The following is a 22,017-nucleotide window of genomic DNA, read 5'->3' on the forward strand; positions in this document are numbered from 1 at the left end:
CCAGCCTATCGGTGGCCCCGTCGCCGGGCGCATCAGGCGTCCGGCGGCAGGGCGGCGATGAGGCTCTTCGGCCGCATGTCGGTCCAGTGCTCCTCGATGTACCGGAGGCAGGCCGCGCGGTCGTCGGGCCCGAAGACACGGGTCCAGCCGACCGGCACCTTCACGAACCGGGGCCACAGGGAGTGTTGCCCCTCGTCGTTGACGAGCACCAGGAAGGCGGCGGTCTCGTCGTCGAACGGATTGGTCACGGGATGGCCTCTCTCTTTCGGTCGTCGTTCCGGAACTCCGTGCCGAGCAGCTCCGCCACCGGCGCCTCCGGCCGGGTGGCGAAGGCGTCGAGCAGGTCGGTCAGCTCGTGGAGGAGGGCGCGGGCGGCACCTGGTTCCAGCGCGCCCGGCCGGTGGTCGAGGCGCAGGTGCAGCGCGCCGTCGACGGCGAACGCCACCAGGGTCAGCGGGTAGTGGGTGGCGTCCCGGCCCGTCACGGAGGCGACCCGGAGGCCCTGGGCGGGGCGCGAGAGGGTGGCCCGGTCCAGAGGGTAGTTCTCGAACACCAGGTGGGTGTCGAACAGTTCCCTGCGTCCGACCGCGCGCTGGATCTCGCTCAGCCCGATGTGGTGGTGCGACAGCAGCCGGGTCTGTTCGTCCCGCAACCGGCGCAGGGCCTCGCGCACGGTCTCCGTGCCGTCGACGCGCACGCGGACCGGCACCGTGTCGATGAACAGACCGATCATCGAGTCCATCCCGGACAGCTCGGGCTGGCGGCCCGAAACGGTCGCGCCGAACACGACGTCGTCGGTGCCGAGACGACGGGCCAGCAGCAGGCCCCAGGCGTACTGGACCACGGTGTTGAGCGTGACGGCGTCGCCGCCCGGGGCGCGCAGCGCCGTGGTGGCGGCCTCGGACAGCACGGCGTCCAGGGAGGCCGCGGGCCCGACGCCGACGGGCGCGGCCCCGGTCAGTCGCCGGGGCGCGGGGGCGCCGCTGAAGGCGGCGCGCCACGCCGCGCGGGCGGCGGGCGCGTCCTGGGCCGCCAGTAACGCGAGGTGGTCACGGTAGGGGGTGGCCGGGGGCAGCGCGGCCGGGTCGCCCCCGTGCGCGTACAGCTCGAGCAGTTCCCCGACGAGGAGCGGCATGGACCAGCCGTCGAGGATCAGGTGGTGATGGGTCAGGACGAGGCGGTGCTCGTCCGGTCCCCACCGGGTGAGGGTGAAGCGGAGCAGCGGCGGCCGGTCGGGAGGGAAGCGGCGGGTCAGGTCGGCCCGGTTGATCCGGTCGAAGACCTGCTTCCGGCGCTTCTCGGAGACGCCGGTGAGGTCGAGCAGGCGCCATCTCGGCGGGACCGTGGCGGGGACGACCTGGACGGGGCGGCGCAGGCCCTGGTGGACGAACGCGGCGCCGAGGTGGGGATGGCGGGCGGTCAGGGCAGCGGTGGCCGCGCGCAGGGTGTCCCGGTCCAGGCCGCCGTGGAGCGTGAGGACGCACTGTGCCTGGTAGACGTCGGGGGCGTCGGGGGCGTACAGGGCGTGGAAGAGCAGTCCCTCCTGGAGCGGGGTGAGCGGGAGGACGTCCGCCAGGCCGGGGTGGGCCTCCTCCAGGTGGTCGACCTCTTCCTGTGTGAGCCGGACGAGCGGCAGGTCGGAGGGGGTGCGGCCGCCGCTGCCGCGGGTCCGCGCGTGCAGGACGAGGGAGTCGAGAGCGGCGAACCACAGGTCGGTGAGGAGGCGGACCTCGGCCTCGGTGAGCCGGCCGTCCGTCCAGGTCGCCGTGGCGCTCAGCCGGGGGCCGTCGGGTCCGTCGGTCGTCAGCGCGTTGATGTCGAGGACGTGTCCGCCCGGCAGGCCGGAGGCTCCGGCGGTACGGGACGGGACCTGCTCCCCGGTGATGCTCCAGTCCGTGTCGGCGGTGGTGGCGAGGCGGCCCAGGTAGTTGAAGCCGAGCTGCGGCGGGGTCCGGCCGTCGAGTGCGGGCCGGGCCGCCGGGTCGAGGTGGCGCAGGATGCCGTAGCCGACGCCCCGGTCGGGGATCGCGCGTAGCGTCTCCTTGACCCGCCGCAGTGCGCGGCCGAGGCCGGTTCCCGCGCTGCGCACGTCGGCCCAGGAGCAGCCGGTGGCGGGCAGCCGGACCGGGTAGAGGGCGGTCAGCCAGCCGACGGTCCTGGACAGGTCGGTGCCGGAGTGGTCGGGGCGGCCGTGCGACTCCAGGTCGACGAGCAGGCCGTCCGGGGCGGGCGGCCTGCTGCGGCGGCGGCACCACTCCTCGACGGCCAGGGCCAGGCCGGTGAGGAGGACGGGTTCGATCCCGCAGTGGAAGGCGACGCCGACCTCGGTGAGCAGGGGTGAGGTCCGGCCGGGCGGCAGCGTGGCGGTCAGGGTGCGCGTCGGCGGGGGGGCCGCCGAGGATGTCCCGCAGGCACGGGGGGCGGAGCGGGTTCCGGCGAGGGGGCCGGAGACCGGGGCGGGAGGAGGGGCGGGGCGGGGGTCGGCGAGGGCGGGGTCCGTGCCCGCCAGTGTCTCTGTCCACAGTGGCAGTTCAGTCCGGCGCGTCCCCTCCGTCCCCTGGGTCAGTAAGGTGCGGGCCCACTCCGGAAGGGTCACGGGCGGCGGGATGAGCTCGGGGGTCTTTCCGGCGGCCAGCGCCTGGTCGGCGGCGGCCAGGTCGGAGAGCAGGATCCTCCAGGAGACGGCGTCGACGGCGAGGTGGTGGATGACGAGCAGCAGCCTCCCGGTCGCATCGGGTCCCCGATCGAGGAAGGCGGCGGAGAGCAGGTGTCCCCGTGTCGGGGCGAGCTGTCCGAGTGCCTCGTCCAGCGCGTCGGGGGGCAGCAGGGGCGGGCCGTCGGCGGGGGCGGGAAGGTGGCGCACCCGGTCGTCGACGCGTATCCGGCCGGCCGGACGGATGTCGAGCCGCCACTCCTCGCCGGTGGGGTCGAGGCGCATCCGCAGGGCCGCGTGCCGGTCGACGAGCGCCTGGAGGGCGGCGGTGAGGCGGTCGGCGGTCAGCCCGGCCGGGGTGCGGACCACCATGTGCTGGCTGAACGCGTCGAGGTCGCTGTCCTGTTCGCGCCACCAGTGGACGATGGGGGTCGGCGGGAGCGGTCCGGCGTCGCCGTCGGGGCCCGTGGCGGCGGGGGCCGGGGGGTCCACGGCCTCGGCGCGCGCGGCGAGGCCGTGGACGGTGGGCGCGCGGAAGAGGTCGTTCACGGTGATGCGCAGCCCGGCCTCGTAGGCGCGGCTGACGAGCTGGATGGCGGTGATGCTGTCGCCGCCGGAGTCGAAGAAGCCGTCGTGGACGCCGATCGCCGGGGTGTGGAGGAGTTCTGCGAAGAGGACCAGGAGGAGGCGTTCTCGTGCGGTGCGGGGTGCGGCGGTGTCATCGGGCCCGGCGGTGCCGGGCAGGGCGTGCGGGCGGGGCACCGGGGCCGGTTCGGGCAGGGCGGCGCGGTCCGGTTTGCCGTTGTGGGTGAGCGGCAGTGCGGTCAGGACGGCCCACTCCGCCGGGACCATGTAGTTGGGGAGCGTCTCGGTGAGGTGCCGGCGCAGGGCCTCCGGGTCGGCCTCCGTTCCGTCGGCGGGGACCACCCAGGCGGCCAGCCGCTTCCTGTCGGGCCGTTCCTCGCGCACTGCCACGAGGGCCTGGGCGACGGTGGCGTGCTCGACGAGCGCGGCGGCGACCTCGTCGGTCTCGATGCGGAAGCCCCGCAGTTTGACCTGTCCGTCGGTGCGTCCGCGGAACTCCAGAGTGCCGTCCGGCAGCCAGCGTGCCAGGTCGCCGGTCCGGTACATGCGGGTGCCGGGCGGGCCGTAGGGGTCGGCGACGAAGCGTTCGGCGGTCTGTCCGGGACGGCCGAGGTAGCCGCGCGCGATGCCGGTCCCGGCGAGGTAGAGCTCCCCCGTCACCCCGGTGGGCACCGGCTGGAGCCCGGCGTCCAGGACGTAGCTGCGGCCGCCGTCCAGGGGGCGGCCGATGGGGAGGCCCCGGCGGCCCGTCCCGGCGGCCAGGTCGGCGTCGACGATCTGGTGCCAGGTGGCGCAGGTGGTCGTCTCCGCCGGTCCGTAGCCGTTGACGACCGCGGTGTCCGGGCAGTGGAGCCGGACGGCCCGGACGGCGCGGGACGAGACGACGTCGCCGCCGGTCCACACCACGTCGAGGCCGCGCAGGCAGCCCGGGTCCTCCTCGGCGACGAGTTGGAAGAGGCCGGCGGTCAGCCAGAGGCTGGTGGGGCGGGTTTCGGTGAGCAGCCGCCGCAGGGTCCGCAGGTCGAGGTCGCCGGGCGGGGCGACGACGACCTCGCCGCCGTTGAGGAGGGGCACCCAGAGTTCCATGGTGGAGGCGTCGAAGGAGTGCGGGGAGTGCATCACCATCCGGCGGGCGGTCGTGGGTTCGTAACAGGTGTCGGCGGCGAGGGCGAGGATGCCCTCGTGGGTGAGGGCGACGCCCTTGGGGACGCCGGTCGATCCGGAGGTGAAGATGACGCAGGCCAGCTGTCCGGGTACGGCGGGACCGGCCGGGGCGGGCGGGGCGGGCGGAGGCGGCGCGGCCAGGGCCTCGGCGGCGTCGAGGACGACGGGCGCGCCTGCGGGCTGTTCCCCGGGCGTCAGTCCGGGTCCGACGACGAGGACGGCGGCGTCCGCCTCGGTGATGACGCGGGACCGTCGGGCGTGCGGCGCGCGGGTGTCGAGGGGGACGTAGACGCCGCCGCTCTTGAGGACGGCAAGGGCGGTGACGGCGTACAGCACGCCGCGCTCCATGAGGACGGCGACGCGGGTCTCCCGGCGCACCCCGGCGGTGGTGAGGTGGGCGGCGAGCCGGTCGGACCGGGTCTCCAGTTCCGCGTAGGTCAGCGTTTCCGTGTCGGAGCGCAGGGCGACGGCTTGCGGGGCGCGGCGGGTGTGGGCGGCGATCCCCTCCGCGACGCTGCGGGGGGCGGGGCCGGGTGGCGCGGGGCGGGCGGGTGTCCTGCTCCAGCGGTCCAGGAGCCGGGCGCGTTCTTCCGGGGCGAGCAGGTCGGCGGTGCCGACGGGGGTGTCGGGGGCGTCGGCGAGCCGGGTGAGGAGTCGGACGAGGCGTTCGCCCAGGGTGCGGGCGGTCTCCGGGGTGAACAGGGCGGTGCGGTACTCCAGGACGCCGTCGAGGCCCTCGCCTTCGCCACCGGGTCCGCGGCGCTCGTACAGGCTGAATGCCAGGTCGCACTTGGCGGTGCCGGTGGCGACGGTCGCGACCTCGGCGCGCAGCCCGGGCAGGTCGAGCCGCTCGGGGGGCGGCGGGGTGAGGACCAGCATCACCTGGAAGAGGGGCGGCCCGGTCTCGGGGCGGTGCGGGGCCAGGGCCTCCACGACCCGTTCGAACGGGGTGTGCTGATGGGCGAAGGCGTCCAGGTCGGCGGTACGGACCCGGGCGAGGAGTTCACGGAAGGTGGGGTCGCCGGAGGTGTCGGTGCGCAGGACGAGGGTGTTGACGTAGAAGCCGACCGATGCGTCGAGCCGGGGGTCGGGCCGGTCGGCGACGGCGGTGGCGACGGGGACGTCCGTGCCGGCGCCGAGGCGGGTGAGGAGGACCGCGAGCGCGGTGTGGACGACCATGAACAGGCTGGCGCGTTCGGTGGCGGCGAGCCGGGCGAGGCGTCGGTGCAGTGCCGGGGGGATCCGGAAGGAGGCGGTGGCTCCCTCGTCCGTCGGCGGTGCCGTCCGGTCGACGGGCAGGGCGATGCGGTCCGGCAGCCCGTCCAGGGCGCGGGTCCAGTGGGCGAGGCCGTCGTCCTCGGCGGCGGAGCCGGGGCCGGGGTCCGCGGCGCGGTCGAGCGCGAAGTCGGCGTACTGGTACGGCAGGGGCGGCAGGTCCGTGGGTGCCGCGCCTCGCAGCCGCGCGGCGTACGCGGTCTCCAGGTCGGCGGTGAGGATGCCGAGTGAGGTGTGGTCGCAGGCGATGTGGTGGAGGAGCAGGAGGAGCGTGCGGGGTCGGTCGGGGCCGGTGGTGAACAGGGTCACGCGCAGCGGGGTGTCGCGGTCGAGCCGGAAGGCGTGCCGGGCGGCGAGGGCCAGCCGGGCGGGCAGTTCGCCGGGGTCGACGGTGATCTCGGTGAGGCGGGGACGGCCGGCTTCGGGCGGCAGGATCCGCTGGTACGGACTGCCGCCCTCCTCCTCGATGACGGTCCGCAGGATCTCGTGCCGGTCGGTCACGTCGCCGAGGGCGGCGGCGAGCGCGGCCGGATCCAGGTCGCCGGTGAGACGGATCGTCAGGGGCACGTTGTAGGCACGGTCGGCGGCGGTGTGGCGGTGCAGGAACCAGAGCCGCCGCTGCCCGGGGGAGAGCGGGATCCGCTCCGGGCGTGCGGCGGGTTCTCCGAGGGCGGCGGGCTCGGCAGGCGCGGTGAGCCGGGCGGCGAGGGCGGAGACCGTGGGGTTGTCGAAGACGTCGCGGACGTCGATGTCGGTGTGGTGGGCGGCGCGGAGGGCAGCGGCCAGTCGGGCGGCGCGCAGGCTGTCCCCGCCGAGGTCGAAGAAGTCGTCGTGGGGTCGCACCCGGCTCGTGCCGAGGAGCTGGGCGAACAGGTCGGCGACCTGGCGTTCGAGCGGTGTGGCGGGCTCGGGGCGTGCGGGGCGGTGGGGCGGGATGTCGCCGGGCGCGGGCAGGGCGGCGCGGTCGAGCTTGCCGTTCGGGGTGAGCGGCAGCTCGTCGACGAGCACCAGGCGGGCGGGGACCAGGTGGGCGGGCAGCCGCGCGCGCAGGGCCCGGCGCAGCCGGTCGGCGAGCGGCTCCCGGTCCCGGGGCGAGGCGGGGCCGGAGTCGGCGGGGGCGGCCCGGACGGGGGCGGGTCCGGTGGTGGAGCCGGGTGTGGTGGGCCCGGGGCCGGTGGGGAGGTCGTGCCGGTCCGTGGAGCGTGCGACGACGTAGCCGATCAGGCGGGGGTCCCCGTCCGGGGCGGGCACGGCGGTGACGGCGGCGGCGGTCACGCCGTCCGAGGCGAGCAGCGCGGCCTCGATCTCGGCGGGTTCGATGCGGTGGCCCCGGATCTTCAGCTGGTCGTCCGCCCGTGCCAGGTAGTGGAGTTCCCCGTCCGGTGTCCACCGGGCCAGGTCGCCCGAGCGGTAGAGCCGGGCGCCGGGCGGACCGAAGGGGTCGGCGACGAACCGGGCCGCGGTCAGGCCGGGCTGCCCCAGGTAGCCCCGGGCGACGCCTGGGCCGCCCACGTACAGTTCGCCGGGGACACCGGCGGGCACCGGGCGCAGGCTGTCGTCGAGCAGGTGGAGCCGGGTCCCGGGCAGTGGGGTCCCGATCGGGCTGCCGTCGCGGTCGGCGTCCCGGGCGGTCAGGTCGCGGCGGGTGGCGTGGACCGTGGTCTCGGTGATCCCGTACAGGTTGACCAGGGTGGGCGCGGTCGGCCCGCCGTGGCGCCGGTACCAGTCGCGCAGGGTCCGCGGACGCAGCGCTTCTCCCCCGAACACGATCCAGCGCAGGGCGAGTCCGCGGCCGCGCGCCGGGTCCTCGGCGTCGGCGCGGTCCAGGGCGGCGAAGGCGGACGGGGTCTGGCTGAGCACGGTGACGCGCTCGCGGGCCAGGAGGTCGAGGAAGGCCCGGGGCGAGCGGGCCACGTCGTGCGGGACCACGACGAGCCGCCCGCCGTGCGTCAGCGCTCCCCACACCTCCCACACGGAGAAGTCGAAGGCACAGGAGTGGAAGAGCGTCCACACGTCGCTCGCTCCGAAGCCGAAGGGGGCGGCGGCGTCCGTGAGAAGGGCCACCGGGCTCGTGTGGGGGACGACGACGCCCTTGGGCCGGCCGGTCGAGCCGGAGGTGTGGATGACGTAGGCGGGGTGGGCGGGCAGCAGCGGAGTGATCCGGTCGTCGTCGTCGAGGGCGGTGGCCGCGTCCGCGGCCCCGGGCAGCGAGGCCGGTTCGCCGGGCGTCAGGACGTGGACCGGGCGGGTGTCGGCCAGGACGAGTTCGGCGCGCTCGTCCGGCCATTCCGGGTCGAGGGGGACGAGGGCCGCTCCGGACGCGGCCACGGCGAGGATCGCGGTCACCAGGTCGACGGAGCGCGGCAGCCGGACGGCGACCGTGCGGCCGGGTCCCGCACCGCGCCGGACCAGGGCCCGGGCCAGGCGGTGGGCGCGCGCGGCGAGTTCGCGGTAGGTGAGGGCGGTGGCGGCGTCCTGGACGGCGACGGCGTCGGGGAAGCGGGACGCGGAACGGGCGAAGAGGTCCGGGAGCGTGACGGGCCCGGCGCCGGCGCCGGAGCCGGGGCCCGGGGCGGCGGGGCGGGGCGCCGAGCGGCGGCGCTCGGCGGCGGAAAGGGCGTCGCAGTCACGGAGGGCGCCGTCCTGGCCGGTGGTCAGCCGGTGCAGCAACCGGACGTAACGGCGGGCCTCGGCGGTCGCCTCGGCGGGGCAGTACCGGCCCGGGTCGGCGTCCAGGTCGACGCGCAGGCCCCCGTGTCCGTCGTCCGGGTACACGGTGACGGACAGGTCCTGGACGGGACCGATGGCGACGTTGCGCATCGCCGCCGGGCGGCCCGCGAAGTCTCGGCCGTAGCTGAAGGGCAGGATGTTCACGGCCAGTCCGTACAACGAGCCGCCCGAGCCGGTCGGGCCGAGGTCGGCGAGCTGGTCCTCGTACCGGTGGCGCCGGTGCGGGAGGACGGCCGTCATCTCGTCCGCCACCGCGCGCACCAGTGCGCGGGCCGGCCGGTGCGGGTGGACGGCGATGCGCAGCGGGAGGATGTTCGAGGCGGTGCCGGCGGCCAGGAGCGCCACGTCCCGGTCGCGGGCCGGTACCGGCAGGCCCAGTACCACCTCCGCGGGGGCGCCCGCCCCGGTCCGGACGTGCGCGAGCAGTGCCCCGGCGGCCGTGGCCAGCACCGGCCAGTCCACGTCGAGGCGCCGGGCGGCCGCCCTCAGCCGGGCGAACCCTCCGGCGGGCAGGCGGGCGCCGCCGCGCGCGGCGACTCCTCCGGTGGCGGCGGGGCGGATCGCGTCCGCGCCGGAGAACCGGGAGCGCCAGAACGCGCGGTCGGCCTCGAACCGGGCCGAGGCGCGGTAGGCGCGTTCGGCGGCGGGCAGCGCGTCCAGCGGGTGCACGGCGGGCGGCGGGCGCTCCCCGCGCTCCAGCGCCGCGTAGAGCCGACCGACCCGCCGGATCAGCAGGGCGCTGCCCAGACCGTCAAGGACCAGGTGGTGGCAGGCCAGGTACCAGCGGTACCGCTCGTCGGCCAGCCGTAGCAGCGCCGTGCGAAACGGCGGCCCGCCGCCGAGGTCGAACGGCCGCGCCACGTCCGCCCGCGTCCACGCCAGGGCGGCCGCGGCCGGGCGGGGGGCAGCCCGCAGGTCGACCCGGGTCAGGCTCCACGGGGGCGGGGGCCCGTCCCGCTGCTCCGGTTCGCCGCCGTCGGTGACGGTGAACCGGGCGCGCAGCGGGGCCGTCTCGGTCACGGCCGCGGCGAAGGCCGTCTCGAGGAGGCCGGGGTCGACGGGCCCGGCGATGTCGAGAGCCACGCCCACGTGGTAGCGCCCTGGTTCCGCGAGCTGTTCGCCCAGCCAGATGCCGCGCTGGGCTGTCGTCAGCGGCACCGGCGGGTGGTCGGGGCCGCTCACCGGGGCGCGTCCGTCACCGTGCGCTCGCCCCGCAGCAGCAGTACGAGCGTCTCGGCGATCTCCGCGAGCGGCCCGGGGCGCCCCATCTCGGCGTGCGGGCAGTCCACGGGGCGGGCCTCGGGCTTGCCGCCGTCGACGTACGGCTCCCACTGCCGCGCGGCCGCCTCGGGGGAGGTTTCGAGGGCGGTGAAGACCAACAGGTCGCCGGTGTAGCGGGAGGGGACGTGGTCGTGGGAGAGGACGGCGTTGTTCGTGTAGACGCGGCAGAGGGTCTCGATCACGGCCTCGTCGAAGGTGGCGAGGAGGCCCGGGTAGGCGCGGGCGATCTCCAGGAAGCGCGGGTAGGTCATCTCCTCGTCGGCCCAGAGGGCGGGGTCGTACCCGAAGAACTGCAGGACCGTCCGCATCACGTGGTCGGGGCCGAACCGGGGCGCGGTGGCGTCCGCGTCGCCGTCGCCTCCTGCGGCGGCCGGCGCGTCCGGGTCGGGGCCGTCGTCCGCCGGAGCGGCGAGCGGCATCGCGTCGAGGACGGCGAGGAGTCCGACCTCCTCCCCCGCGCGCTGGAGTTGGACGGCCATCTCGTGCGCGACGACGCCACCGAACGACCAGCCGAGCAGGTGGTACGGGCCGGTCGGCTGCACGGTGCGGATCTGGGTCACGTAGTCCGCGGCCATCTCGGCGATCGACCCGGGCAGGACGCGTGACCCGTCCAGGCCGCGCGCCTGGAGCCCGTACAGCGGCTGGTCGGTGCCCAGGGGCCCGGTGAGGCCGGCGTACGACCAGGCGATTCCGGCCGCGGGGTGCACGCAGAACAGCGGCGGGCGGCCGCCCTCCTCGCGCAGCGGCAGCAGCACGCCCGTCCCGCCGTCGAGGGCCGACGGGGCGGCCGCGCGCTCCTCGACGGCGGGCGCGTCCGCGCCGGCCGCGAGCGGTGCGGCGGTGTCGAGGGCGCCCACCGTGCTGTGCGGGGCCCGCGCGCTCCGGTGCAGCAGGGCGACGAAGCGCCGGACCAGGTCCTCGGCCCGGTCCGGGTCGATGAGGTGGGGGTGGTACTCGACCTGCACGGTCAGGAGGTCGTCGCGGTGGCTGATGACCACGCCCAGCGGGTAGTGCTGCCGGTCTTCGCCGGAGGCGCGGACGAGTTCCAGACCGGGCGCCGGGTGGCGCAGGGCCTCGCCGTCGAAGGGGTAGTTGGCGAAGGACATCATCGTGTCGAACATGTCACCGCTGTCGGTGATGCGGCGGATGTCGGTGAGGCTGATGTGCTGGTACGGCAGGAGCCTGGCCTGCTCGTCCTGAACCCGTGCGAAGAGGTCGCCGAGCGACTCGGCCGGGTCGATCCGCACCCGGGTCGGCACGGTGTTGATGAAGAGGCCCACCATCTTCTCCACGCCCGGCAGTTCGGCCGGGCGCCCGGACACCACCGAACCGAACACGACGTCCGGGTGGCCGGTCTCCTCGCCGAGCACGAGCGCCCAGCAGGACTGGAGCACGGTCGCGAGCGTCAGGCCGTGCCGCCGGGCGGTGCCCGTCAGCGCGCCGGTCGCCTCCTCGCCGAGAGAGAACCGCAGGTGCCGGGAGGGCAGCGGCTCGCCGGTGTGCCGGTCACCGATCCGGGTGGGGGTGAAGCCGTTCAGCGCGGCACGCCAGGCGTCCTCGGCGGCCTTGACGTCCACATGCGACAGCCAGCGCATGTACTCGCGGAACGGCGTGGCCGCGGGCAGGGCGTGCGGTGTGCCGGTGACCTCTGCCCGGTAGTGGGCGAACAGCTCCCCGACGACGATCGGCAGGGACCAGCCGTCCAGCAGGATGTGGTGCGTCGACAGCACCAGCCGGCGGCGTCCGTCGCCGAGGTCGACGAGGAGCACCCGCAACAGCGGCGCCCGGGCCGGGTCGTAGGGCCGGGACCGCTCCTCGACCAGGAGGCGTTCCGTCTCGCGCTCCTGCTCGTCCTCCGCCAGTCCGCCGAGGTCGTGTTCCCGCCAGGGCACGTCCACGCCGGGCCGGAAGACCTGCACGGGCTGGGGGAGGCCGGTGTGCACGAAGGCGGCGCCGAGATTGCGGTGGCGGTCCAGGAGGGCGCGGAAGGCCTGCCGCAGAGCGCCGGTGTCCAGGTCGCCGGCCAGCTCCAGCCAGAACTGGACGGTGTACAGCGCGTTCGCCGGGTCTTCGGCGCGGCCGTCTTCGGAGCTGTTCAGCGAGCCGAGCAGCAGGTGGTAGAGCATGCCCTGCTGGAGGGAGGAGAGCGGCAGGATCTCGTCCAGGCCGGGGTGTTCGCGCTCGAGCAGTTCGACCTCCCGCTGCCCGAGGGCGACCAGGGGGAAGTCCGAGGGCGTGCGGCCGCCCGCGCCCGGTTCGGCGGCGTGCGCAGCCAGCGCGTCGAGTGCCTCGAACCAGTGGCCGATCAGCTCCTCGACCCGGTCGTCGTCCACGGCGCCGTCGGCCCAGGAGAACGCGATGCGCAGCGCGGTGCCCTCCGGAGTGTCCTCGGTGAGGGCGTTGACGGACAGCGGGTGGTCGAGCGGCATGTCGGCGTCGGCGCCCGCCGTCATGCCGGTCTCGGGGGCGGGCGACCAGTCCTCCTCGCCGCCCTCGGACGGCAGGAGGAAGCGGCCGAAGTAGTTGAAGCCGATGTCCCGGGGTTCGGCGGCCGCCAGCCTGCGGCGTCCCTCCTCGGGGCCGAGGTGGCGGAGCATGCCGAAGCCGATGCCCTTGTCGGGGATGGCGCGAAGCTGCTCCTTCACCCGGCGCAGGGCGTCGCCGAGCGCGGCTCCGGTGGGTACGGCCGTGCCCGCTGCCGCGGTGCCGGGCGCCATGCGTACCGGGTACATGCTGGTGAACCAGCCGATCGTGCGGGACAGGTCGGCCCCGGGCACCACCGGTTCGCGGCCGTGGCCCTCGATGTCGATGAGCACGTCCCCGGTGGTGCCGAGGCAGCGCTGCACGGCCACGGCCAGCGCGGTGAGCAGCACGTCGTTGATCTCGCAGTGGAAGGCGAGCGGGATGGTGGTGAAGAGGTGGCGGGCGCGTTCCGCTTCGTAGACGACGGTGCGCGAGCGGGCGGTGCCGGTGGTGTCCTGGGCCGGGTCCAGGGCGCGGCGGGCGAACCGGGGGCCGGAGACGTCGAGCGTCTTCTCCCACAGGGGGAGTTCAGCCTGCCGCTCGGGGGTGCGGGCCTGCTCGGACAGAGACCGGCTCCAGTGCCGCAGGGACGTCTCGACCGGGCGGAGGACGGGCGCGCGGCCGGCCTCGGCGTCCTGGTAGGCGCCGACGAGGTCGGGCACGACGATCCGCCAGGAGACGCCGTCGCAGGCGAGGTGGTTGGCCATGAACAGGAGCCGGCCGGGGCGGTCGGGACCGGCGTCGAACCAGACGACGCGGATCATGCGCCCGTTGACGACGTCGAGTTCCCGCTGGGCGCGCGCCGTCTCCTCCGACAGCAGCCGCAGCAGCCCGTCGCCGGAGACGCCCCCGGCGGGCACGCGGCGCACGTGATCCGCGGCGAGGACGCTGCCGACCGGCCGGACCTCCAGGGACCAGCCGGGGACGGAGCGGTCGAGACGGAGCCGGAACGCGTCGTGGTGGTCGACCAGCGCCTGGACGGCGGTGGTCAGCCGGTCGGCGCGCAGGCCGCCGGGGACCCGGAGCAGCACGGCCTGGTGGAAGCCGTCGACGGGCCCGCCCTGGTCGCGCAGCCAGTGGACGATGGGGGTGAGGGGGACGTCGCCGACGGCCGCCGCGTCCTCGCCGGTGGTCCGGCCTCCGGTCTCCCGGGCGACGCGGGCGAGGGCCTGGACGGTCTTGTGCTCGAAGACGTCCTGCGGGACGAGGACGAGGCCGGACCGGCGCAGGTGGCTGACCAGCTGGATGGACATGATGCTGTCGCCGCCGAGGTCGAAGAAGCTCCGGTCGCGCGGGACGTCGGTCTCGCGGAGCACCGCGGTGAAGGCGGCGGCGACGAGGTCCTCCCGGGAGGGGGGCGCGTCGTCCGGGGCGGGTGTGACCGCGTCCGGGGCGGCGGGCTCGACCGGCGGGACCGGAGTGGCGGATGCGGCCTTGGGGGCCGGGGCCCGCTCGGCCGGCACGGCGAGCGGTTCCGGGTCGGCCTCGCGGGCCAGTTTGCCGTTGGGGGACCGCGGGAGCGCGGCGGTGAACCGAAGCTCGGCCGGCACCAGGTGGGCGGGGAGCAGTGTCGCGAGCCACCCGCGCAGTCCCTCCGGAGCGGGGGGCGCGAACGGGTCGGCCGGCACCAGGTGGGCGATGAGCCGGGCGTCGCGTGCGTGGTCGAGGCGGACGACGACCATCGCTTCGGCGACCTCGGGGTGACGGGTCAGCGCCGCCTCCACCTCGCCGGGCTCCACCCGGTGGCCGTTGACCTTGATCTGCTCGTCCACCCGGCCGAGGAAGTCGAGTTGCCCGTCGTCCCGGCGGCGCACCAGGTCGCCGGTGCGGTACATCCGCGTTCCCGGCGGTCCGAACGGGTCGGCGGTGAACCGTTCCGCGGTGAGCGCCGGCCGGCCCAGGTAGCCCCGGGCCAGTCCGTCGCCCGCCAGGTACAGCTCCCCCGTGCCCCCCGGGCCGACCTCCACCAGGGCCGCGTCGAGCACGTGGGCGCGGACGTGGCCGAGGGGACGGCCGATGGGCGGCGCCGCCCCGTCGTACGGGCCGTCCGGGCGCCAGGCGGTGGCGTACACGGTCGATTCGGTCGGCCCGTACACGTTCAGCAGGCGGGTGTCCGGCATGGTCGCGGTCACCCGCTCGGCGAGCGCGGCGGGCAGCGGCTCGCCGCCCAGCGCCAGGGTCCGGGCCGACAGGTCGAGGTCCGTGCGCTCGAGGAGCTTGCTGAGCACCGAGGGGATCGCGCAGACGAGGCCGCCGGACCAGCGGGGCGGGTCACCGTCCAGCAGGAACAGCAGGTTTCGGACGACCTCGACCGTGCCCCCGGCGACCAGCGGCGTGAACACCTCCGCGACGGAGACGTCGAAGCTGAACGAGGTCGCGGCGAGCGTGTGCCGCAGCGCGTCCGCGCCGAACTCCTCCTGCGTCCATGCGAGCAGCGGCGGCACGCCGCGGTGCGCCACGACGACGCCCTTGGGGGTGCCGGTCGAGCCCGAGGTGTAGATGACGTACGCCGGGTGGCCGGGGGCGAGCGGCGCGGCCCGGTCGGCGTCCGTGAGGTCGTGCGACGGGGCCGAGGCCAGTTCCGTCCGTACCGCCGGGTCGTCGAGGACCACGGCCGTGCCGGCGGGAGCGCCGAGGTCCCGTCCGGCGTGCGCGGTGTCGGTGAGCAGGCAGGAGGGCTGGGCTTCCTCGACCATGAGGCGGAGGCGCTCGTCGGGGTAGGCGGGGTCGAGCGGCAGGTAGGCGGCACCGGACTTCAGGACCGCCAGCATCGCCACGAGCGTGTCGGCGGAGCGGGGCAGCAGCAGGCCGACGAGCCGTTCGGGGCCTGCCCCCCGGCCGACGAGCAGCCGGGCCAGCCGGTTGGCCCGCTCGTGCAGCTCACGGTAGGTCAGCTCGCCGTGCGCGTCGCGGACCGCGACGGCGTCCGGGACGCGGCGCGCTGCCGCTTCGAGGAGCGAGGTCAGCGTGGCCTGTTCCGCCGGGACCGCGGTGGCGGGCAGTGCCGGGGAGTCCGCCGCGGCCGGTTCCCCGGGGCGCGGCGCGGTGAGGGAGGCCACGGTGTGGCCCGGCGCGGTGACGGCCGCGGTCAGCAGGGCGTGGAACCGCCGGGCGTCCGCGTCGGGTCCTTCGCCGGGGCTTTCGGGACCGAGGACGGCAAGGAGGGTCCGTCCGTTGGGGGCCTCCTCCAGCAGGAACCGGGGCGCGGTGGACGGCTGGACGCCGAGGGCTCCGGCGGTGGCCGGGTGGTCGCCGAACCGGAGGGCGGGCGCCGCCTCCCGTACGTCGGCGATCGTCCCGTACAGCCGGGCTCCGGGCTCCGTCGCCCCGAGGGCGCGGCAGACCCCGGCGTGCCGGAGTCGCTGGTGCCGCCGGGCCCGGCGCGACTCGCGGCCGACCTGGCGGACGAGGTCGGCGAAGGGCGCGTCGGGCCGTACGTCGAGGCGCAGCGCGGCCACGTCCTCGGCCGCGCCCGGCACGCGCCGCAGGGTCCGCTCGTACCGTCCGTCCACGGGCAGACCGAGGACCACGTCGGTGGCGCCGGTGGTCCGGTGCAGGTGGACGGCGACGGCGGCGATCAGGACCGCGCGCGGATGGGTGCCGCAGTAGCGGGCGGCGGCGCGGACGCGTTCCGTGTCGGCGGCCGGGAGCGCCACGAGGGCCGACGCGTTCGTGGCGGCGGGGGCTCCGGCCGGTCCGGTGGGGGTGAGGCCGGCGAGGCGATCCCGCCAGAAGGCGAGGTCCTCGGCGGGCGCCGACGAGGCCCGGTAGGCGTCCTCGGCGGCGGTGAGCAGCGCGAGGCCGGGGAGCTCTCCCTCGTCCGGCGGGGTGCCGGCGGCGAGCGCGGTGTAGACCTCGGCGGTGCGGCGGCCGATGAGCGCGCAGCCCCAGCTGTCGAGGGCGCGCCGGGGGTGCAGGTGGAACCAGGTGTAGCGGTCGTCGGCGAGGCGGAGCAGGGCCTGGGAGGAGCGTGACGCCGTCCGGCCGGCCCGGGTCGCGGCGCTCAGCCAGTCCTCGCGGGCGGCGGCCGGGTCCGGTGCGTCGGCCAGGTCCACCAGGTCCAGCGGAACGGCGCCGCCGTCGGTGAGCTCCGTACCGCTGGAGGCACCGTCGCCGGAGCGCAGGCGCACGGCCTCGGCCTCGCCGGTGACCTGCCGGATCGCGCGCTGCAGCAGGGCGATGTCCACCGGCCCCTCGATGTCGACGGCCTCCGCGACGAAGTCCCCGGTCGTGGTCCGTGCGTGGGCGTGCTCAGACATGGGTGTCAGCTCCTGCGGGCCGCGGGGGGACGAGGGACCTGTTCGACGGGTACGGGTGGAAGCCCCGGCCGGCCTTCCGGCCGACGTTCCCCTCGGCGACCAGCCGGGCGAGGAGCGGGGTCGGGCGGAACCGTGCGTCGCCGGTGAACCGGCCGAGGACGGCCAGGGTGTCGACGACGGTGTCGAGGCCGATGAGGTCGGCGGTGCGCAGCGGTCCGGTCGCGTGTCCGAAGCAGTCCTGGAAGACGCGGTCGACGGTGGCGGCGTCGGCGGTGCCGGCCTCGACGACGGCCGCCGCCTCGTTGACCGTCAGCATCAGCACCCGGTTGCTGACGAATCCCGGGCCGTCGCCGACGACGACGGCTTTCTTCCCGAGGCCCGCGAGGACGTCCAGGATCCAGCGGACGGTCCGGTCGGCGGTGGCCGGGGAGGTGGCGACCTCGACGGTGTCCTTCAGCGGCGCCGGGTTCATGAAGTGGGTGCCTATGACCCGTTCGGGGCGTCCGGTGACGGAGCCGAGGTGGCCGATGGGGATCGCCGAGGTGCAGGAGGCGAACACCGTGTCGGCGGGGCAGACCCGGTCCAGTGTCCGGAGGATCTCCTCCTTGACGGGAACGCGTTCGGGGGCGCAGTCCACGACGAGACGGACGCCGGACAGGGCGGCGGGATCGGCAGCCCAGACCACCCGCTGCTCGACCGGGCCGGCGTCCTGCCCGCGCAGCAGCCGGACGGCACGCGTCCAGGAGCGGACCCGTTCCGGCCCGCTCGCCCGCGCCGCCGGGTCCGGGTCGACGACCACGACGGGGTGTCCGGCGGCGGCGAAGCACTGCACGATGCCGACGCCCATGGTGCCGGCTCCGACGATGCCGACCGGTGCTCCGGCCGTGTCCAACGGCTCACTGTCCTTGCTCTCACCCACGGAGGGGATTCCTTCCCGGTCGGTGCACGCTCGCGGTGTCATGCGGCGGACGCGGCGACGGCGCGCGCCAGGGCGACGAGGTCGTCGGCGAGGGCGAGCACGGTCGCCTCGTCGAACAGCTCGGTGCGGTAGTCGACGGTGATCCCGTCGTCGGTGACGCTCCAGTGCAGGTCGGGTACGGCCCCATCGGTCCGGCCGCCGGTGCCGTGCGGATCGGCGGTGACGTCGAACGGCCACGGTCCCCCGGTGGGCGGGGCGGCCTCCGCCTCTGCGGTCAGCCGGGCGATCCGCGCGGCCAGCTCCGTCAGGGACGGCTCGTCCGCCACGTCGACCCGCAGCGGGAGCGGCGGACCGTCGGCGCGGACGAGTCCCAGCAGCAGCCCGTCGGCCTCCGCCCGGTCGGTGAGCAGGGCGACGAGGGCGGCGAGCAGCCCCGGGGCGCCGAGGCCCGGGGCGATACCGTCCGGCAGGACGAGGGTGTGACGGCCCGTCGCGCCGGTGCCGCCGCCCTGGGGCCGCGGCCGGTCGGTGGGCGGCTCGAAGGGGCGCAGCCCGGTGAGGGCGTCGTCAGGTCCGGGCCCGGCGGGCCGGCCGGGCAGCGCGGAGAGCGGGAGGTCCGCGTCCTCCGTCACGGCCCACAGCAGGTCGACCCAGGAGCGGGCGAGGTCCGCGACCGTGCTCCGGTCGAACAGGTGGGTGCTGTACTCGACCACCACGTCCAGGTCGTCGGCGCCGGCGCGTTCGCCGACGACCACCGACAGGTCGAACTTGGACGTCCCCGGCGGCAGTCCCGGGAAGAGCGGGCCGCCCTCCTCGTCGACGGCCGGGCCGAACAGGCTCTCGCCGAAGACGAAGTGCGGAGGCAGGGTCTGGTGGACGTACATGACGTCGAAGATCGGGTTGCGGGCCGGATCGCGGTCGGGCGCGACCTCGCGGACGACGGCGTCGAAGGGGATCTCCTGGTTCTCCAAGCCCTCGATGACGTCGGTGCGCACCCGCCGCAGCAGTGTGTGGAACCCGGGGTCGCCCGACAGGTCCGTCCGCAGCGCGATGGTGTTGTTGAAGAAGCCGAGCAGGCCCCACAGCTCGGGGCGGGTGCGTCCGATGGTGGGGGTGCCGACCACGACGTCGTCCTGGCCGGACCACCGGGACAGCGTCATGCTGAGGCCGGTGAGCAGTACCGAGAAGAGAGTGGCGGACTGCGCGACCCCGAGCGCGCGGAGCCGGTCGACGAGCGCGGGCGGGAGAGTGAGACCGTGCGCGGCGCCTGCGTAGTCCTTCCGCGCGGCGCGCGGGCGGTCGGTGGGCAGCGTCAGTACAGGGGGGTCGGTGAGCCGTTCCCGCCAGTACCGCAGCTGGCCTTCGAGGAGTCCCCGGTCCATCAGTTCGCGCTGCCAGTGGGCGTAGTCGCGGTATTGGACGGGCAGCGGCTCGAACCGGTGCTTGCGCCCCTCGCGGCGGGCCTCGTAGAACTCCGTCAACTCGCGCATCAGGATCTGCGGGGCCCAGCCGTCGTTGACGGCGTGGTGGGTCAGCCAGCAGAACAGGTGGTCGTCGGGGGCGAGCCGGATCAGGGTGACCCGGACCAGTGGGTCGTGTTCCACGTCGAGGGAGCGCTGTGACTCGGTGCGGAGGATCTCGCGGGCCGTCCGCTCGGCGTTGGGCCGTCCGGTCAGGTCCTCGAAGCGGAAGAAGTCGCCGAGCTCGGGACGGACGGAGAGCTGCGCGCGGCCGTCCACGGAGACGAAGTTCGACCTCAGCGCCTCGTGCCGCTCGGCCAGGTCCTCCCAGGCGAGGCGCATGGCGCTCGCGTCGATCGGGCCGCGGTGGCGGGAGGCGCCGGGAAGGTTGTAGAGGGTGGTGCCGGGGTCGAGCTGGTGGTGGAACCACATGCGTTCCTGCCCGTACGAGAGCACCCGGGCGTCAGTCCGCCGGATCGGCGGGAGCGCGTCCCCGTCGGGGGCCGCCGGCACCGGTGCGGGGGGCGCGGCCGGGACGCCGGCGATCGTCCGCCGGGCCTCGACGGCGGCCGCCAGGGCGGCGACGGCCGGGTGGTCGTAGACGTCGATCATGCGCAGTTCGATCCCGTAGCGCTGTTCGACGCGTTTGAGGAGGAGCAGGGCGATGATCGAGTTGCCGCCGAGGGCGAAGTAGTCGTCGTCGGGGGCGACGGCGTCCGCGTAGAGCAGCTCGGCGAGCGTCTGCCGCAGCCAGGGCAGCACGTCGGAGGAGCCGGGGCCGGTGGGCTCGGCGTGGGCGGTGGGCTCGGTGGCGCCGGTGGGCTCGGTGGCGCCGGTGGGCTCGGCATGGACGGTGGGCGTCGTGGACGTGACGGCCTCGGCGGGTGCGGCAGCGGCAGCGGAAGCGGCCGGGACGACCGCGGCGGTCGTCCGTGACGCGGCCGTCGCCCCCGGACGGCCCGCCCAGCACGGCACGCCCCGGAACGGCTCGCCGGGCAGGGGCACCCGCCGGGCTTCCGGCGGGGTCTGGGTGCTCCAGTCGAGGTCGTGGCCCCGCTCGTAGAGCCGGGCCAGTACGCCGGGCACGCCGTCTGTGGCGGTCCCGGCGGTGAGCACCTCCGCTCCGGGCCGGCCGGCGAGGTGCTCGGACAGCAGGTCGCTGAGCTCGCCCCGGGAGCCCAACTCCACGAACACCACCGGGCCGAGGGCGAGTTGCTCGTCGGCAGCGGACCTCAGCCGGTCCGCGCGCAGGGGCGGGACGGTGACGCCCCCGCCGGAGAGCTTCCTGCGGTCCTCGTCGGTGAGGGTGCCGTTGAGGTGGCGGACCGCGTAGCGGGAGAGCCCGGAGCTGATCAGCCCGTCCGGAGCGATCCCCGCCCGGGCCAGCGCGGCGTGGGCGGCCAGCTGTCCCCGTACGACATCGGCTTCGTGCTCCGGGAGCGGGAGGGCGGCGGGCAGCGGGTCCGTGCCGGAAAGCCCGGAGGGCGGTGCCGCGTCGCCTGACAGGAGGAGCACGACACGGGGCCGCGCGGGTACGGAGGCGCCCGGAACCCCCGGAGTCCCCCTCGGCTCCGGAGCGGCCGTGGCTGCCGGGGCCCCCGGAGTCCCGGCGGCCCCCGGCCACGCCGGGGGTGCCCCCGCTCCCCCGCCCGTCCCGCTCCAGGTCACCGCCGCCGCCAGTTCGGCCGCGAGGTGCCGGGTGCGGTCGGCCACCACGGCCAGCCGGAAGGGGTGGTGCTCCCGACCCGTGTTCAGGGTCCGTGCCACGTCGTCGAGGGCGAGGTCGCCGGAGCGGAGCACCAGCGAGAGCCGCTCGCACACCGCGTACAGGTCGGCCTCGGTGCGTCCCGAGACGCCGATCAGCCGGGCCGTGCCGTCCTGGGCCGGGCGCGGCAGCGCGGGCGGCTCCTCGACCACGCAGTGCGCGTTGACCCCGCCGAGGCTGAAGGAGCTGACGCCGGCCCGTCGGGGGCCGGCGGACCGCCACGGCCGCAGCGAGGTCACCACGTCGAGGTCGGCGCCGGTCAGGTCCACCTCCGGCGCGACCTGCCGGAAGTGCAGGGACGGGTACAGTTCCGCGTGCCGCACGCTGAGGATCGCCTTGATCAGACCGGCGATGCCGGCCGCGTGGTCGAGGTGGCCGAGGTTGGTCTTCAGGGAGCCGATCGGAAGGGTGCCGCCCCGCCCCCGGCGCGCGAGGGCCAGGCCCTCCACCTCGACGGCGTCGCCCAGCCGGGTGCCGGAGCCGTGGGCCTCCAGGTAGCCGGCCGTGGCGAGATCGAGGCCGGCCCGCTCCCAGGCGCGGTTGATGACGTCGGCCTGGGCGCGGGCGCTGGGGGTGGCGATGGTGGCGGAGTGGCGGCCGTTGTGCGCGGTGGCGGTGCCCCGGATCACCGCGTGCACGTGCGCGCCCTCGTCCAGGGCGCGTTCGAGGGTGGTGAGGAGCAGGACCGCGCCGCCCTCTCCGGCGCCCGCGCCGTCCGCCTCCGCGTCGAAGGCGCGGGAGCGGGCGGTGGGCGAGGCGATGCCGGGGAAGTCGCCGACGGCTGCCGCCGGAGCGATGGCGTGGCGCAGGCTCACGCCGCCGACGACCGCGTACTCCGCCTCCCCGTCCCTGAGTTCGCGGCAGGCCTGGTGGACGGCGACGAGCGAGCCGTTGCAGCCGGTGTCGACGCCGTAGCAGGGCCCGGTGAGGGCGAAGCGGTGGGCGACGCGGGCGGGGAGCGCGAAGGGCATGTTGCCCATGAGACTGAGGGTGCCGGGTTCGCCGACGAACGGCAGGTATCCGTTGCCGGGCGAGCTGAACACCACGGCCGTCCGGCTGTCGCGCAGCGCCGCGGGGGTGTACCCGGCGTTCTCCAGCGCCTCCTGGGTGAGGTGGAGCGCCAGCCGGTGCTGCGGATCGGTGACCTCCGCCTCGTGGCGGGAGAGGCCGAATCGCTCGTGGTCGAAGAGGTCGATCCGGTCCAGGTAGCCCATGTCGGGATAGTCGGGTTCCGGGTCGAGTCCGGTGGCGGCGATCCGCTGCGGAGGGGCGGGGCGTACGGAGTCCCGTCCGGCACGCAGGTTCGCGCGCAGGGTCGTGAGGTCGGCCGCCTCCGGCAGGCGGGTCGCGATGCCGATCACCGCGATGCCGCCGGGGGCGGCGCCGGTTGTCTGCGCCTTCAC

At 75.8% G+C, this 22,017-nt stretch carries 5 protein-coding genes; all 5 read right to left on the reverse strand.

Annotation, left to right across the window (positions count from 1 at the left end):
* Positions 1-32 precede the first annotated feature (32 nt).
* The 5 genes from OO47_RS28345 to OO47_RS28365 are packed head-to-tail and all read right to left on the reverse strand — an operon-like array spanning position 33 to position 22,017.
* Positions 33-248: an MbtH family protein gene (locus OO47_RS28345; RefSeq protein ID WP_030221103.1), complete on the reverse strand. Its 216-nt coding sequence runs from the start codon at positions 246-248 to the stop codon at positions 33-35.
* Positions 245-9,589 (reverse strand): non-ribosomal peptide synthetase, encoded by a 9,345-nt coding sequence (locus tag OO47_RS28350; protein WP_051716312.1) that lies wholly within the window; start codon positions 9,587-9,589, stop codon positions 245-247. Before OO47_RS28350 ends, OO47_RS28345 begins: the two co-directional genes overlap by 4 nt.
* Complete coding sequence (locus OO47_RS28355; RefSeq protein WP_051716313.1) at positions 9,586-16,470, reverse strand: non-ribosomal peptide synthetase; 6,885 nt, start codon at positions 16,468-16,470, stop codon at positions 9,586-9,588. The genes OO47_RS28350 and OO47_RS28355 overlap by 4 nt, the downstream gene beginning before the upstream one ends.
* The gene (locus OO47_RS28360) at positions 16,463-17,389 is read right to left on the reverse strand and encodes a 3-hydroxyacyl-CoA dehydrogenase family protein (RefSeq protein ID WP_234323326.1); all 927 of its coding nucleotides are present in this window, start codon (positions 17,387-17,389) and stop codon (positions 16,463-16,465) included. Before OO47_RS28360 ends, OO47_RS28355 begins: the two co-directional genes overlap by 8 nt.
* A gap of 38 nt (positions 17,390-17,427) precedes the next feature.
* A complete protein-coding gene (locus OO47_RS28365) occupies positions 17,428-22,017 on the reverse strand; it encodes a condensation domain-containing protein (protein ID WP_051716314.1) in 4,590 nt (1,529 codons plus the stop codon).

The sequence above is a fragment of the Streptomyces bikiniensis genome (assembly GCF_000716625.1).
In the GTDB taxonomy this organism is placed as follows: Bacteria; Actinomycetota; Actinomycetes; order Streptomycetales; family Streptomycetaceae; genus Streptomyces; species Streptomyces bikiniensis.

Coding starts and splice junctions, on each gene's coding strand:
- OO47_RS28355 (WP_051716313.1), bottom strand. CDS start 16,470: ATGTCTGAGCACGCCCACGCACGGACCACGACCGGGGACTTCGTCGCG.